This window comes from Pseudomonas sp. RC4D1, from assembly GCF_018390395.1.
GTDB lineage: Bacteria > Pseudomonadota > Gammaproteobacteria > Pseudomonadales > Pseudomonadaceae > Aquipseudomonas > Aquipseudomonas danubii.
The window spans coordinates 1476442-1491685 of record NZ_JAHBAW010000001.1 but is presented as its reverse complement, the minus strand read 5'-3'; the positions used below and the strand labels follow the sequence as shown (position 1 = coordinate 1491685).

The 15244-nt window shown below is 62.5% G+C and carries 13 protein-coding genes; all 13 read right to left on the bottom strand.

Features of this window, described 5'->3' with window-relative positions:
* Positions 1-45 precede the first annotated feature (45 nt).
* Positions 46-372, bottom strand: coding sequence for a PA3694 family proteiin (locus KHO49_RS06730; protein WP_102878528.1), 327 nt, complete (start codon positions 370-372; stop codon positions 46-48).
* Positions 369-1283 carry an alpha/beta hydrolase gene (locus KHO49_RS06725; protein ID WP_110596509.1) on the bottom strand — a complete coding sequence of 305 codons (915 nt, stop codon included), beginning with the start codon at positions 1281-1283 and terminating at the stop codon, positions 369-371. The genes KHO49_RS06730 and KHO49_RS06725 overlap by 4 nt, the downstream gene beginning before the upstream one ends.
* Before the next feature lie 53 nt (positions 1284-1336).
* Entirely contained in the window at positions 1337-2614 is a 1278-nt protein-coding gene (locus KHO49_RS06720; protein ID WP_102878527.1) for a flavohemoglobin expression-modulating QEGLA motif protein, read from the bottom strand.
* Between the two features lie 243 nt (positions 2615-2857).
* Positions 2858-3574, bottom strand: a complete 717-nt coding sequence (locus KHO49_RS06715) for a TetR/AcrR family transcriptional regulator (RefSeq protein WP_102878526.1) — start codon at positions 3572-3574, stop codon at positions 2858-2860.
* A gap of 105 nt (positions 3575-3679) precedes the next feature.
* Positions 3680-5182, bottom strand: coding sequence for a lysine--tRNA ligase (lysS, locus tag KHO49_RS06710; protein WP_102861335.1), 1503 nt, complete (start codon positions 5180-5182; stop codon positions 3680-3682).
* A 92-nt stretch (positions 5183-5274) separates the two neighbouring features.
* Positions 5275-6370, bottom strand: a protein-coding gene (prfB, locus tag KHO49_RS06705) for a peptide chain release factor 2 (protein ID WP_102861334.1) whose coding sequence is annotated in 2 segments (ribosomal slippage) — positions 5275-6297 and positions 6299-6370 — 1095 coding nt in all. Because the reading frame shifts where the segments join, the coding sequence is not laid out codon by codon here.
* A gap of 237 nt (positions 6371-6607) precedes the next feature.
* The gene (locus KHO49_RS06700; RefSeq protein ID WP_102861333.1) at positions 6608-7609 is read right to left on the bottom strand and encodes a response regulator; all 1002 of its coding nucleotides are present in this window, start codon (positions 7607-7609) and stop codon (positions 6608-6610) included.
* Positions 7610-7657: 48 nt separating this feature from the next.
* Positions 7658-8668 carry a chemotaxis response regulator protein-glutamate methylesterase gene (locus KHO49_RS06695; protein WP_102878525.1) on the bottom strand — a complete coding sequence of 337 codons (1011 nt, stop codon included), beginning with the start codon at positions 8666-8668 and terminating at the stop codon, positions 7658-7660.
* Complete coding sequence (locus KHO49_RS06690; RefSeq protein ID WP_110596466.1) at positions 8665-10983, bottom strand: hybrid sensor histidine kinase/response regulator; 2319 nt, start codon at positions 10981-10983, stop codon at positions 8665-8667. Before KHO49_RS06690 ends, KHO49_RS06695 begins: the two co-directional genes overlap by 4 nt.
* Positions 10980-11666, bottom strand: a complete 687-nt coding sequence (locus KHO49_RS06685) for a chemotaxis protein CheW (protein ID WP_213664796.1) — start codon at positions 11664-11666, stop codon at positions 10980-10982. Before KHO49_RS06685 ends, KHO49_RS06690 begins: the two co-directional genes overlap by 4 nt.
* Positions 11663-12940, bottom strand: coding sequence for a CheR family methyltransferase (locus tag KHO49_RS06680; protein WP_110596465.1), 1278 nt, complete (start codon positions 12938-12940; stop codon positions 11663-11665). The genes KHO49_RS06685 and KHO49_RS06680 overlap by 4 nt, the downstream gene beginning before the upstream one ends.
* Positions 12937-13473: a chemotaxis protein CheW gene (locus KHO49_RS06675; protein ID WP_102861328.1), complete on the bottom strand. Its 537-nt coding sequence runs from the start codon at positions 13471-13473 to the stop codon at positions 12937-12939. Before KHO49_RS06675 ends, KHO49_RS06680 begins: the two co-directional genes overlap by 4 nt.
* Entirely contained in the window at positions 13473-15095 is a 1623-nt protein-coding gene (locus tag KHO49_RS06670; protein ID WP_110596463.1) for a methyl-accepting chemotaxis protein, read from the bottom strand. Before KHO49_RS06670 ends, KHO49_RS06675 begins: the two co-directional genes overlap by 1 nt.
* Positions 15096-15244 lie beyond the last annotated feature (149 nt).

Sequence of the window (15244 nt, the reverse complement as noted above, 5' to 3'; positions counted from 1 at the left end):
TTTTATGCGGTTATCCAGACGGGAACCGGCTGGCCGGCAAATCGATCACTGCTGCAGTTGCGGCGTCTCTTGCCCCATGCAGCGCACGGCCTGCTTCTTCTTGTTCACCAGCACCCCGGTCAAGCCCTTCTGCTGGGTGTCGAACAACACCAGCACGCCATCGATGCACTGGGCCACTTCATCGGCCGGTTGCAGGGAGATCTTGTAGTCCTCGCCGGGCACGGTCTTGAGCATGGTGAAATCGCTGAGTAGCAGCGCGTCCTCCGGTTTGGCGAAGTGCAGGTAACCGTAGTACCACAGGCAGGCCACGGTGCCGATGATGCTGCAGATACCGGTGATGATCATTGGAATGGCGTTACGTTCTTCACTCATTGCGGACTCTCTGGAGGTTCAACTGCTGAATTCGGCGTCGCCGGGTAGTTGGGGATTTCCCCCAGGCGGCGCAACCCGTCGAAATGCTGCGGATCATCGAGGTAGCGCAGCATCACGCGGCGCCAGGTCGGATCGGCAAAGGTTTGCACATGGCCGCCGCGGGTCAGTTGCAGGACCCGCGGTGGCGGCGCAGCTTGATACACGCGGATGCCGTTGGAAAGGGGCACGATCGGATCGTCGATGCTGTGGTAAATGAGTTTCGGCACGCCGGTCAGGCGCGGCAGCAGGTGAACCGCGCTGTCGGCGTCTGGCACCAGCCACGACAAAGGCACCTGCAACGGCCAGGTCAGCCAGGACGTGCTCAGGGCATAACGCCCGACATCACGGTAGCTGGCCGGCACGCCGTCGAGGACGATGGCCTTGAGTTGGGCCTGACGCTCGGGGTGCTCCACCAGATAATGAATGGCCAGGGCGCCGCCAAGGCTTTGTCCAAGGACGATCAAGGGTTTGCCTTGAACCTCCGGGGCCTGGTCCAACCACTTGAACGCGGCATCGACGTCCTGGTAGATCGCCGGCAGGCTCGGCGCACCTTCGGACAAGCCATAGCCGCGGTAGTCCAGCAGCAACACCTGATAGCCCTGCTCCGGCAGCCACCAACTGCCCCCCAGGTGCCAGGCCAGGTTGCCGCCGTTGCCGTGCAGGTGCAGCACCGTGCCCTTGACGGCCACCCCCGGTTTGGCCGGCAGCCACCAGCCGTGCAGCTTGAGGCCATCGGCGCTGGTCAGGGTAATGTCACGGTATTCGAGCTTGGCCCGTTCGGGGGTAAAGGGCAGCCCGGGCTCGGGATAGAACAGCAACGAGCTGCAGCCGGTGAGGCACAGCAGCAACGTCAGTGCGGCCAACAAACGCATCATCGGCCACCCCGTGTATCTATGAATACGTCCATGTGCGCCCCCGGAAAAATTCAAAGGATATTGGAGTAGTCCGCCTCGATCCGATCCAGGCTCAGGTGGTTGAGGAAGTTGGAGAAACACATCCACGCCGACAGCGCATTCATGTCGCGGAACTGGTCGGGCAGGTACTTGGGTGGCACCACCAGGCCTTCATCCACCAGTTGGCGCAAGGTGCGCATGTCTTCCAGGGTGGTCTTGCCGCAGAACAGCAAGGGGATCTGTTCCAGCTTGCCCTTGCGCACAGCCAGCTGAATGTAGTTGTAAACCATGATGAAGCCCTTGAGATAGGACAAGTCTTTGGTAAACGGCAGCCCGTTGGGCACCGAACCGCGGAACACCCGGCTGGCGTTGCCGTAGCTCTCGGCCATCTCGAAACCCTGCTCACGGAAGAACTCGAACACCTGCAGAAAGTCCGCGCCCTCCTCCACCATGTGGATGGCTCGGGTGCGGTTGGTCAGCTTGCGCAGGCGGCTCGGGTAGGAGGCGAAGGTGATGATCTCCATCAGGATCGCCAGGCCTTCCTGGGTCACCGTGGACGACGGCGGGCCCTTGGCCAGGAAGGTGCAGATGGGCTGGTTCAACCCGTTGAGGGTGGTGCCCACATGCACCAACCCCTCATGGACTTCCAGCGCCCGCACGTCCCGGTTGTTGAACATCGCATCGCTGCGGATCTTGATGTAGTCGGCACCCGCCGCCGCGTCGGCGACAATGCCGTCGGACTCGAATACGCGGATGGTTTCCTCGGCCTCGCCGAACACTTTGTTCAACCGGCTTTGCAGCAGGCTCACCGCCTCCTTGGCGCTGAGAATCTTGGGTTCGTCCTTGAGATCGCCACGCCCGTCGATGTTGTTCAGGTAGTCGGACATCATCAGCCCGAGGTCTGCCAGAGTCGGATCACCGGCGTGGAAGGCATCGGACGCGGCGCCATAAAGCTCTTGGGAAATCAGCCCGAAATCAGCGGTCCCCCGGGCTTCGAGCATGCGCACCACCATGCGGTATTCCTTGCACATGCGGCGCATGATCTGCCCCACCGGGTTGAACTGGCCCAACTGGCGGGTGATGTCGCGCTCAATGTTCTGGAACTCCAGTTTCACCGCGCCAGAGTCGAAGGACAGCGGCCGCCCTTCGTAGTAGGCGCGGTCCACCGCCGGCATTTCCTTGCCCTTGGCCTTGAGAAAGCCCTTGCGGATGTTCTCGTCCCACTTCACCGCATCCAGCACCCGGATCGGTGTCTGGGCCAGCACTATGCGATCGGACAAAGTGCGTATCGTCTGCTGGTAATCGTCCACCCGAAACTCCTATTGAATGGGTCTGTAGCGCGGGGTCACTTGCCCAGCAATTGGGGAGGCGCCGCCTGTTCAGCCGGCAGCGGGTCCTTGAAGAGCATCTGGCAACCGCTGAGCAGCGGGAACGACGGGGCAATCAGAATGCGCCAGGCTTGCATGCAACTCTCCTTTGAACACCAGAATGACTGTAGCCGCTGGCGTGGGCCTCGGCCGACAGGCCGCAGCCGGTCAGCCGTGTGGGGCGCGTCAGACCGAAGCCAGGACCAGATGCATGTAGCGCGTGAGGATACCGAGCATCTCTTCCTCCGCCAGCGGCTCAGCGCCGTTGAGCAGGCCCTGATACTCCATCCGGCCGATTATAGACGTCAACACCTTGGCATCCTGCTGCGGCTCCCGCGAGCCCAAGACCTGAAAGAACTGACAGGTGCCGTGGAGCAGGATCTGCTGGTGCGAGCGCACCAACTGCGCCAGGCGTGGGTTGAGCAAGGCTTCCTGGCGGAAGGCCTGCTCGGCCATCAGGTGCTCACGGCGGGTGCTCAACTGGCGCTGCACATAGTCGGCGGTCAGCCGAGCGATGTCGTCGGCCAGCTGCGAGCGAGACGCCGGACTGCCATCACCGTAGGCGACCATTTCTCGCAGCAACCCTTCGTTGTTGGCCCACAGCTTGCCCATGAACGCCGCGCTGCGTTCCACATACTGAGCGAAGGTATCGGTGAGCAGGTCATCGATATCCTTGAAGTAATAGGTGGTGGCCGACAAGGGCACACCGGCTTCGGCGGCCACCGCGCGATGGCGCACGGCCCGCACGCCGTCACGCACCACAATGCGCATGGCGGCATCAAGAATGTCCTGTCTACGCTGCTCACTGCCCTGCCGGCTGGCCTTGCGCCCCTGGTACTGAACACTTTCAGCCACCGCAGTGGCGATGCCGGCTGCACCTTCTTGAGCAATTGCGCGGTTCACGACAGATATTCCCTCTTGAAAATCACACAGAATTAGAAGCGGTACGTCAGTTCCAACCAGACAATAAAAAGCCGCCTGTTAAAGGCGGCTTTTTATTCACAACACTTAAGCTTGCGGCCGCATGTGCGGGAACAGGATCACGTCGCGAATCGACGGCGAGTTGGTCAGCAGCATCACCAGACGGTCGATACCGATGCCTTCACCGGCGGTGGGCGGCATGCCGTATTCCAGGGCACGGACGAAGTCGGCGTCGTAGTGCATGGCTTCGTCGTCACCGGCGTCCTTGTCGGCCACCTGGGCCATGAAGCGCTCGGCCTGATCTTCCGCGTCATTGAGCTCGGAGTAGGCATTGGCAATCTCGCGGCCGCCGATGAACAGCTCGAAACGGTCGGTGACGTTGGGGTTCTCGTCGTTGCGACGGGCCAGCGGCGACACCTCGAACGGGTACTGGGTGATGAAGTGCGGCTGTTCCAGCTTGTGCTCCACCAGCTCTTCGAAAATCATCACCTGCAACTTGCCCAGACCTTCGAAACCCAGCACCTTGGCGCCGGCCTTCTTGGCGATGGCGCGAGCCTTGTCGATGTCGTTCAGGTCATCGGCCGTCAGCTCAGGGTTGTACTTGAGGATCGAATCGAACACCGAGAGACGGGCGAACGGCTCGCCGAAGTGGAACACCTTGTCGCCGTAAGGCACGTCGGTGCTGCCCAGCACCAGCTGCGCCAGTTCACGGAACAGTTCTTCGGTCAGGTCCATGTTGTCTTCGTAGTCGGCGTAGGCCTGGTAGAACTCCAACATGGTGAATTCAGGGTTGTGACGAGTCGAAACGCCTTCGTTACGGAAGTTGCGGTTGATCTCGAACACTTTTTCAAACCCGCCAACCACCAGCCGCTTCAGGTACAGCTCGGGCGCGATGCGCAGGAACATTTCCATGTCCAGGGCGTTGTGGTGGGTCTCGAACGGCTTGGCCGCGGCGCCGCCAGGAATGGTTTGCAGCATCGGCGTTTCGACTTCAAGGAAGTCGCGCTTCATCAGGAAGCTGCGGATGTGGGCAATGACTTGCGAACGCACGCGGAAAGTCTGGCGCACGTCTTCGTTGACGATCAGGTCAACGTAACGCTGGCGGTAGCGCTGCTCGGTGTCGGTCAGGCCGTGGTGCTTGTCCGGCAGCGGACGCAGCGATTTGGTCAGCAGGCGCACGTGGGTCATTTCAACGTACAGGTCACCCTTGCCGGAGCGGGCCAGGGTGCCTTCGGCGGCAATGATGTCGCCCATGTCCCAGGTTTTCACCGCGGCCAGGGTTTCTTCGGACAGGGTCTTGCGGTTGACGTAGACCTGGATCCGCCCGGTCATGTCCTGGATCACCATGAACGAGCCACGGTTGAGCATGATGCGACCAGCAACCTTGACCGGGATCGCCGCCTCTGCCAGCTCTTCCTTGGTCTTGTCGGCGTACTTTTTCTGCAGATCTTCGCAGTAGTTTTCGCGGCGGAAGTCGTTCGGGAAGGCATTGCCCTTGGCGCGCTCGGCAGCAAGCTTTTCCTTGCGCAGGGCGATCAGGGAGTTTTCTTCCTGTTGCAGGGCTTGCGGGTCGAGTTGTTGGTCGCTCATGTCTTTAGATATTCCATCAGGTTCGTTGCCCCCGGCCTGCGGCCGGGGGGCGCCGGGCAAGGACTCGTCGTCCCCCCGGCTCCTACAGGGTTTTACAGGCCGGACTTCAGGCTGGCTTCCAGGTACTCGTCGATGTCGCCGTCGAGCACCTTGTCGCAGTCGCTGCGTTCGATGTTGGTGCGCAGGTCCTTGATCCGCGACGCGTCGAGCACGTACGAGCGAATCTGATGACCCCAGCCGATATCCGACTTGGTGTCTTCCAGGGCCTGGGAAGCCGCGTTGCGCTTCTGCATTTCCTGCTCGTACAACTTGGCCCGCAGCATTTTCATGGCGGTGTCCTTGTTGGCGTGCTGGGAACGTTCGTTCTGGCAACTGACCACGGTGTTGGTCGGTACGTGGGTAATACGCACGGCCGAGTCGGTGGTGTTTACGTGCTGACCACCAGCACCGGAGGAACGATAGGTATCGATCCGCAGGTCGGCCGGGTTGATCTCGATTTCCACCTTGTCATCGATCTCTGGCGAGACGAACACTGCCGAGAACGAGGTGTGGCGACGGTTGCCGGAGTCGAACGGGCTCTTGCGCACCAGGCGGTGCACGCCGATTTCGGTGCGCAACCAGCCGAAGGCGTATTCGCCCTTGATGTGCACGGTCGCGCCCTTGATTCCGGCCACTTCACCGGCCGACAGCTCCATGATGGTCGCTTCGAAACCGCGCTTGTCGGCCCAGCGCAGGTACATGCGCAGCAGGATGTTGGCCCAGTCCTGAGCCTCGGTACCGCCGGAGCCGGCCTGGATGTCCAGGTAGGCGTTGTTCGGGTCCATTTCGTGGCTGAACATGCGGCGGAATTCTAGTTTGGCGAGGTTTTCCTCGAGACGGGCCAGTTCGGCGACGACATCGCCCACTGCACCTTCGTCGTTTTCTTCGACGGCCATGTCCAGCAGGTCGCGGCAATCGGCCAGACCGCCGTTCAGCTCGTCCAGGGTCTCGACGATCTGTGCCAGCGCAGCGCGCTCGCGGCCCAGTTCCTGGGCGTATTCGGGTTTGTTCCAGACACTCGGATCTTCAAGCTCGCGATTGACCTCGGTCAGACGCTCATGCTTTTGATCGTAGTCAAAGATACCCCCGAATAGTTTCGGAGCGCTCGGACAGGTCCTTGATGGTGTTAAGGATCGGGTTGATTTCCATGGGGGGCAGCACTCGTTGGCGAACTTTTGAAAGCCGGAGATTATAACGGAATCACCGAATCACGGCAGCCCGCTTAGCGGCTTTAGCGGCCAATCAGCCATCTAATTTCAGTGACCGAACCACTGAGATTCGCGCGCAGGCGCCATTTTACCGCCCTGATCCATCTGCGCCCGGGTCCGAAAGGCAGCCGGGGCCAGCCCGCTACCCGCAGGCCATGAGCCGTCCCCCCCAGAGCCGCTACTCGATCCCTACCTGGTTGCGACCGTTGTTCTTCGCCAGGTACAACCCTTTGTCCGCCGCCGAAATCAACTGCCGACAATGGCTGTTGGGCTGCGGCGTTACAGTGGAAAGACCGATGCTGATGGTCAGGCTGGCGCCCTCCACCGGCACGATATGAGGGATTTTCAGGGCTTCCACGGTCTGGCGCAGCTTCTCCGCCACCAGTCGCGCCCCGCCCGGCGAAGTATTGGGCAGCACCAGCACGAACTCTTCGCCGCCGTAACGCGCCGGCAGGTCGGAAGGCCGGCTGCTGGCCTCGCGTATCGCCGTGGCCACCTTGCGCAGGGCTTCATCCCCTTCCAGGTGGCCGAAGGTATCGTTGTAGGTCTTGAAGTAGTCGACGTCGATCATCAACAACGACAGCTGGCTCTGCTCACGCATCGCCCGACGCCACTCCAGCTCCAGGTATTCGTCGAAGTGCCGGCGGTTGGACAGCCCGGTCAGGCCGTCGGAGTTCATCAGTCGCTGCAGCACCAGGTTGGTGTCCAGCAATTGCTGCTGGCTGACCCGCAACGCACGGTAGGCCGCATCGCGCTGCAACAGGGTCATGTAGGAGCGCGAGTGATAGCGGATGCGCGCCACCAGCTCGATGTTGTCCGGCAGCTTGACCAGGTAGTCGTTGGCCCCGGCGGCAAAGGCCGCACTCTTGATCAGCGGGTCTTCCTTGGTCGAGAGGACAATGATCGGGATGTTCTGGGTCGCCGGATGATTACGGTACTCGCGCACCAGTGTCAGGCCATCCAGCCCTGGCATCACCAGGTCCTGGAGGATCACCGTGGGCTTGATGCGGATGGCCTGGGCGATGGCCTGGTGAGGATCGGCGCAGAAGTGGAAGTCGATGTTTTCCTCATTCGCCAACCCACGCCGAACGGCCTCGCCGATCATGGCCTGGTCATCCACCAGCAACACCATCGCGGCGTTTTCGTCGGTCTTGAATTCGTCGAGCTGTAAATCATTCATGGGTTGTCACCTGAGTTGCTACCTGGCCAGGACAGCTGCGTTTTTCAGTCATTTGGCAAATATCTCCAGCAAACGTGGAGCAATCTTGTCCAGTGGGCGAATCTCTGCGGCGGCATCGATGGCAGCGGCCGCCTTGGGCATGCCATACACCGCGCTACTGTTCTGGTCCTGAGCGATGGTCAAATAACCCTGATCGCGCATCAACTTCAAGCCCTGGGCACCATCGCGACCCATGCCGGTCAGCAGCACCCCCACCGCATCGCCATTCCAATAGCTGGCGACACTCTCGAAAAACACGTCGATGGAGGGCCGGTAGATTTCATTCACCGGTTCGGCGGTGTAGGCCAGGGTGCCGTTCTTCAACAAGCGGATATGGTGGTTGGTGCCTGCCAGCAATACGGTGCCGCTTTGCGGCGGCTCGCCTTCCCGGGCCAGCCGTACCTGCAAGCCGGACGCGCTGCTGAGCCACTCGGCCATGCCGGCGGCGAACACTTGGTCAACATGCTGGACCAGCACGATGGCGGCGGGAAAGTCCTTTGGCAAGCCCTTGAGCAGCACTTCCAGGGCCGCCGGGCCACCGGCGGAAGAGCCAATGGCCACCAGGCTCTGGCGTGGCGCCCCACTGCGCAGCGGCACCGGCGCCGAGCGCACCCGACTGCCGCGCTGGCCGATCAGCCAGCCGATATTGAGGATCTTGCGCAGCAGCGGCGCCGCCGCCTCCTGGGCATTGCCCGCGCCCAGGGCCGGGGTGTCCACCACGTCCAGGGCGCCATGGCCCATGGCCTCGAACACTCGGTGCACATTCTGCTGGCGGTCGACGGTGACGATCACAATGGCGCAAGGCGACTCGGCCATGATCCGCCGCGTGGCCTCGACACCATCCATGACCGGCATGATCAGGTCCATGAGAATCAGGTCCGGCGTCAGTTCGGCGCAGTATTTCACCGCCTCGGCGCCATTGGTGGCGACCCACACCACCTCGTGGCTGGGGTCGAAGGCCAAGGCCCGGCGCAACGCCTCCACGGCCATGGGCATGTCGTTGACTATCGCTATCTTCATGCCCGCGCTCCTCCAATCAGCTCAACCACTGCGTCGAGCAGGGCGTCGTCATGGAAACTGGCTTTGGCTAGATAGTAGTCGGCGCCGGCATCCAGTCCACGGCGCCGGTCTTCCTCACGATCCTTGTAGGACACCACCATCACCGGCAGGGACTGCAGGCGATTGTCGCGACGCAAGAGTGTGACCAATTCAATTCCATCCATTCGCGGCATATCGATATCGGTGATCAGCAAGTCGAAGCTTTCCGAACGCAAGGCATTCCAGCCATCCATGCCGTCCACTGCGACGGCCACATCGTAGCCGCGATTGATCAATAGCTTGCGCTGCAACTCTCGCACCGTCAGTGAGTCGTCCACCACCAGAATACGCTTGCGCGCAGCCTGTGCATGCTGCTGGTGATGACGTGCGATGCGCTCCAGGCGGCCGGTATTGAGCAGTTTGTCCACCGAACGCAGCATGTCCTCGACATCCACGATCAGCGCCACCCGACCATCATCGAGCAGGGCCCCGGCGGAAATATCCTGGATCTTGCCCAGGCGGTCATCCAGCGGTAGCACCACCAGGGTGCGCTCGCCGATAAAGCGTTCCACGGCGATCCCGTACACCGCATCGCGCTCGCGAATCACCACCACCTTGAGAGTCGGCGCGTTGGTCTCGGTCGCCGGCCGCTGCAACAGCTGACTGGCCGCTACCAGCCCCACATGCCGCCCCTCGTGCCAGAAATGCTGGCGCCCCTCCACCTGGACGATGGACTCGGGTTCCAGGTCGCACATGCGTTCGATATGGGCCAGCGGAAAGGCGTAGGCCTCGTCGCCGACCTCCACCACCAGGCTGCGCACCACCGACAGGGTCAAGGGCACTTCCAGGTGGAAACGGCTGCCCTGGCCGCTGGTCTGCTCCAGCTCCACCGCGCCACGCAGCTGCCGCACCATATGCTGCACCGCATCCAGGCCGACGCCGCGTCCGGAAACCTCGGTGACTTTGTCCCGCAGACTGAAGCCCGGCAGGAACAGGAAAGTCAGGAGTTCTTCCTCGCTGAGCTGGGCGGCGGTCTGGGCCGGCGACAGCTGACGCTCGACAATGCTCTGGCGCAAGCGCTCAAGATCCACGCCGTTGCCGTCATCACTGAGTTCCAGCACCAGAAGACCGGCCTGGTGCGAGGCCCGCAGACGAATCACCCCTTCGGCCGGCTTGCCCGCCAGCAGGCGCTGCTCGGGCAGCTCGATACCGTGGTCGACGGCATTGCGCAGCAGGTGAGTCAGCGGTGCTTCGAGTTTCTCCAACACATCGCGGTCGACCTGGGTTTTCTCGCCTTCGACTTCCAGGCGTACCTGTTTACCCAGGCTGCGCCCCAGATCGCGGACCATGCGCACCTGACCGGTGAGGACATCGGCAAAGGGCCGCATGCGACAGGCCAGGGCCGTGTCATAAAGCACCTGGGCCCGTTGACTGGCCTGCCAGCCGAACTCATCGAGCTCGGCGGTCTGCAGCGCCAACAGTTGCTGGGACTCGGCCAGCAAGCGTCGCGCGTCGGCCAGTGCCTCCTGGGCCTCCAGGCTCAGCGCATGCTCCTTAAGGTGCAGGTTGAGGTTTTCCAGGGCGGCCAGGCTGTTGCTCTGAATCCGTTTGAGGCGCTGCATCGTGACCAGGTAGGGCTTGAGCCGCTGGGTTTCCACCAGGGATTTGCTCGACAGGTCCAGCAAGCTGTTGAGGCGCTCGGCGGTCACCCGCAGCACCCGCTCGCCGCCCTCGGTCATGCGCTTGCCTGGGCGCCCGCTGCTCACTGCCGGCTCCAGGGCCGGATCGCTCGGTGGCGGCAAGGGCTCCAGTTCCTTCGGCAACTGCGCCATGGGCGCCACTGGTGCTTCCAATTGCGGCTCTGGCGGGGCGCTGGCCTGGGCCGGCACGCTTGGCGTTCCCGGTCCTTGAGTCAGCAGGCGCTCCATCAAGGCCACATAGACCGGAATATCCGGCGCCACGGTCTCGGCGCCCCCGGGACTGGCAATCCGCATCAACAGGTCGGTGCCCTGCAACAGGGCGTCGATATGCTCGGGCTGCAGGTACAGTCGCCCTTCCTGGGCACTGACCAGGCAATCCTCCATCACGTGGGCAACGCTGACCCCGGCATCGACCCCGACAATCCGCGCCGCGCCCTTGAGCGAGTGGGCGGCGCGCATGCAGGCTTCCAACTGGTCGGCCTGGGTCGGATTGCGCTCCAGGGCCAGCAGCCCGGTACTGAGTACCTGGGTCTGGGCCTCGGCTTCCAGGCTGAACAGTTCCAGCAACGAGGCATCGCGCATTTGATCGGGGGTCATGTCAGGCTCCGGGTCACGGCCAAGAGCAGTTGCTCTTCATCCAGCAAGCGCAGGCTGCGTCCCTGCCATTGCAACACGCCACGGGTGTACTTGGCATTGGCCTGTTCTCCGGAGAGCGAGGCAGCGTTGAGAAGGCGTTCATCGATGGCATGGATACCGTGCACCTCATCCACCGGCACCACCACCGGGCCGCCCTCGGCCCCAATGATCAGCATCCGCGGCATGACCCGCCCGGCAGCAGCGACCACCGGTGTGCCATCCAGGCCCAGCAGTTCGGTCAATGACAGACAGGCCACCAGGGCCCCGCGCACGTTGGCCACCCCCAACAACGCCCGGGAACGCTGGTGAGGCAAGGAATGGATTTCCTGCAGCGGTGCCACCTCCAGCAGGCACCGGGTCGCCAGTCCCAGCCACTCCTCGCCGAGACGGAACATCAGCAGCGAACGGGTGACCACATCGCTGTCGGCCTCCAGGTTCAGCGCGTGTTCCCGGTCCTCCTGACGCAACGAATAGCGGTCCAGCAGGCGCGTAGCAGCGGCGGAGTAGACCGCGCAGTTACGACAATGGATATGCTCGGCGAGCAAAGGGCAGGACTTGTCGCCGTGGATGCCGATGGGGTTCCAGCAATCGTCGATGGCCTGCGCATCTTCACGGGTCACGTCCAATGAGTAGGAATGGCTCATCGTTTCAACTCACTGTCGGCAGTGCGAGTGCTGCGGGCAGCGCGCTCCTGCAATCGTTGGGCTCCGGCGACATCGCCCTGGGATGCCAGCAGCGCCGCCAGGTGCGCCAGGGCTTCAGGGTGCTGGGGAGCCAGGTACAGGGCCTTGCGGTAGAAACCCTGGGCTTCCATGGCGTTGCCGGCCACATCGCTGAGCAGCCCCAGCCAATAGAACACCTGGGCCACAGGTTCATGCTGCTGCAGATAGCGCTCGCAGGCGGCACGGGCTTGCGCGCTCTTGCCCTCATTGGCCAAGGCGGCAATGTTGGCCAGCAGGCTCGCGGCATCGCTGTCCGGCGGCGTGCTCTCGGCCACCGGGGCCGGGGCTGCACGGACGGCAAAGGGGCGCTGGCGCGGCGCCGCAGGCACCGAGCTGCGCGGCGGCAGGGGCAAGGACAAGGGCTGAGGCAAGGCCACGGGAGCCGGTGCAGGCTCGGGCTCGCTGTGCCGGCTGAAGGCAAAGGACTGGGGAATGCCAATCGAACGCATGCCCAGCCGCCCCAGCAGGCTGCCCTCGGCAGGCCCGATGAACAGCACCCCCTCTTCATGGGTCAGGCGCTTGAGCACCTCGAACACCTGACGCTGGGTCGGCTGGTCGAAATAGATCAGCAGGTTGCGACAGAAGACAAAGTCGAAAGGCGGCTCGCTGGCCAGCAAGCCCGGGTCCAGGACATTGCCCACCTGCAGCCGTACCTGCTCGCGAACCCGCTCGCTCAAGCGATAACGATCACCCTCGGCGCAAAAGTGCAGCTCGCGGAACTCGGTGTTCTGGCCACGAAAGGAATTCTTGCCATAGACCGCCCCCCGGGCCCGCTCCACTGACAACGGGCTGACGTCCAGGCCGTCGACCTTGAACTGATGGGGAGCCAGGCCGCCATCCAACAGAGCCATGGCAATCGAGTAAGGCTCCTCACCGGTGGAACAGGGCAGGCTCAACAGGCGCAAGGCGCGCATGCCCTTGATCTGTGACAGACGTTCCTTGGCCAGCTTGACCAGGGTGGCGAAGGATTCCGGATAACGGAAAAACCAGGTTTCCGGAACGATCACCGCCTCGATCAGGGCCTGCTGCTCATCCCGCGAGCCTTGCAGCTTTTGCCAGTACTCATCGCTGCTGCGGGCATACAGGGCATTGCTGCGCTGGCGCACCGCGCGTTCGATGATCGCCGGGCCCACCGAGGCGACATCCAGGCCGATTCGCTCTTTGAGAAAGTCGAAAAACCGTTGTTCGTCGCTCATCGAAGCTCCTCAAGCGACGCCGGGTCCAGAGGCTCGGCCGGAAACAGCAACTCCCGCACCTGCGCGCTCAGCAAGTCATCGACCCGCACCCATTGCAAAAGACCCTGGGCGTCTTCACGCACCGGCCCCAGATACGGCGCCTGGCGGTTGTCCAGGCCATAGGGCTGGAATTCCTGGGGGTCGCAGCGCAACGTGTCGTTGGCCTGCTCCAGCAACAAACCCAGCACTCGGGGTGGCTGGAAGCCGTCGCCACGGTAGTGCACCAGCACCAACCGGGTACTGGTACGCAACTGCGCCGCACGCCCGAACGTCAGCTCGCACAGGTCGATGACCGGTACCACCACCCCGCGATAGGCAAAGACCCCGGCGACCCAGGACGGTGCCTGGGCAATGGGCTTGAGCTGCAGGCGCGGCAACACCTCCACCACGTCAACGGCCTGTAGTGCATAGCGCTCCTGACCGATGCGGAACACCAGGAACAGAGCACTGCGCGCCCCGGCTGCGGCGCTGCGCTTGTGCGCGAACTCATCCATCAGACTTTGAAACGCGAGACGCCGCTGCGCAGGCCCACGGCCACCTGGCTCAGCTCATCAATGGCAAAGCTGGCCTGGCGCAGGGACTCGACGGTCTGGCTGCTGGCATCCCCCAGTTGCACCAGGGCATGGTTGATCTGCTCGGCGCCGGTGGCCTGGGCCTGCATCCCTTCATTGACCATCAGCACCCGAGGCGCCAGCGCCTGGACCTGATGGATGATCTGCGACAGCTGCTCACCCACCTGCTGCACCTCGGCCATGCCGCGACGCACCTCTTCGGAAAACTTGTCCATGCCCATCACCCCCGCCGACACCGCCGACTGGATCTCGCGGACCATCTGTTCAATGTCGTAGGTGGCGACGGCGGTCTGATCCGCCAGACGTCGCACTTCAGTGGCCACCACGGCAAAGCCGCGACCGTACTCGCCGGCTTTCTCCGCCTCGATGGCGGCGTTCAACGACAGCAGGTTGGTCTGGTCGGCAACCTTGACGATGGTCACCACCACCTGATTGATGTTGCCGGCCTTCTCATTGAGGATCGCCAGCTTGGCGTTCACCAGGTCCGCGGCACCCATCACCGAATGCATGGTGTCTTCCATGCGCGCCAGGCCCTGCTGGCCGGAACCGGCAAGCACCGAAGCCTGATCGGCGGCGCTGGATACTTCAGTCATGGTGCGCACCAGATCCCGGGATGTCGCGGCGATTTCCCGCGAAGTGGCACCAATTTCCGTGGTGGTGGCGGCGGTCTCGGTGGCGGTGGCCTGTTGCTGCTTGGAGGTGGCGGCAATCTCGGTCACCGACGTGGTGACCTGCACCGACGAACGCTGGGCCTGCGATACCAGGGCAGTGAGCTCGGTCATCATGTCGTTGAAGCCGGTTTCCACCGCGCCGAACTCGTCCTTGCGCTCCAGGTTCAAACGGCCGCTGAGGTCACCGGTGCGCATGATTTCAAGAATGCTCACGATGCGATTCATCGGCGCCATGATCGCCCGCATCAACAGCAGGCCACATAGACCAGCGACGAAAATCGCCACCAGCAACGACACGCCCATCCCAACCTTGGCTGCGGCCACCGCATCGTCGATGGCATGGGTGGCAGAATCGGCTATGCGCTTGTTGAAACTGATGAGCTCGTTGAGCTTGATGCGGCCCTTGATCCAGAGCGGGGTCAGTTGCTCGTTGAACAAGCGGATCGCCTCAGCACTCTGGTTCCGCAGGTGCAGGTCCAGCACCTGGGCCATGACGCGATTGAACTCTTGATGGTCTTTCTCGAAGGCCGCGAACGCAATCCGATCCTCCTCAGTGGTGATGGACTTCTGGTAACCGGCCATCTGAGTCTGCAGGTTTTCTTCATATTTCTTGAAGTTTTCCTGGTCTTGGGCGCTGATGCCCTGGTCCCGCTTGAGCCCGATGATTTCCATCGTCTGTCGGTAGCTGTCGACCCAGGCTCCGCGAATCATCGAACTGAAATAAACCCCGGGCACTGCGTCATTGCGCATGCGCTCTTCACCGGCTTCGATCTTCAACAGGCGCGAGTACGAGACGACGACCATCAACAACATGATGGCAATAATCACCGCAAAGCTCGCCAAAATGCGTTGGCGCAACGTCCAGTTCTTCACAGTCAGTCCTCGAAGCCATTCAAAAATGGAAGGAGTATAGCCGAGGACGATGCAGGTTTTATGGGTGGTTTAAGAACCCGAATGGCACTTTCGGCATCTTTGTGCGCCCGCTCTGGATGGTGGCTTAGCGGGCACTTTCAGGCTTGCAG

What these genes read in the sequence shown, in the direction of transcription:
- KHO49_RS06730 (WP_102878528.1), bottom strand. Translation starts at nt 372, where the DNA reads ATGAGTGAAGAACGTAACGCCATTCCAATGATCATCACCGGTATCTGC.
- KHO49_RS06725 (WP_110596509.1), bottom strand. Translation starts at nt 1,283, where the DNA reads ATGCGTTTGTTGGCCGCACTGACGTTGCTGCTGTGCCTCACCGGCTGC.
- lysS (WP_102861335.1), bottom strand. Translation starts at nt 5,182, where the DNA reads ATGAGCGACCAACAACTCGACCCGCAAGCCCTGCAACAGGAAGAAAAC.
- KHO49_RS06700 (WP_102861333.1), bottom strand. Translation starts at nt 7,609, where the DNA reads ATGAATGATTTACAGCTCGACGAATTCAAGACCGACGAAAACGCCGCG.
- KHO49_RS06695 (WP_102878525.1), bottom strand. Translation starts at nt 8,668, where the DNA reads ATGAAGATAGCGATAGTCAACGACATGCCCATGGCCGTGGAGGCGTTG.
- KHO49_RS06690 (WP_110596466.1), bottom strand. Translation starts at nt 10,983, where the DNA reads ATGACCCCCGATCAAATGCGCGATGCCTCGTTGCTGGAACTGTTCAGC.
- KHO49_RS06685 (WP_213664796.1), bottom strand. Translation starts at nt 11,666, where the DNA reads ATGAGCCATTCCTACTCATTGGACGTGACCCGTGAAGATGCGCAGGCC.
- KHO49_RS06680 (WP_110596465.1), bottom strand. Translation starts at nt 12,940, where the DNA reads ATGAGCGACGAACAACGGTTTTTCGACTTTCTCAAAGAGCGAATCGGC.
- KHO49_RS06675 (WP_102861328.1), bottom strand. Translation starts at nt 13,473, where the DNA reads ATGGATGAGTTCGCGCACAAGCGCAGCGCCGCAGCCGGGGCGCGCAGT.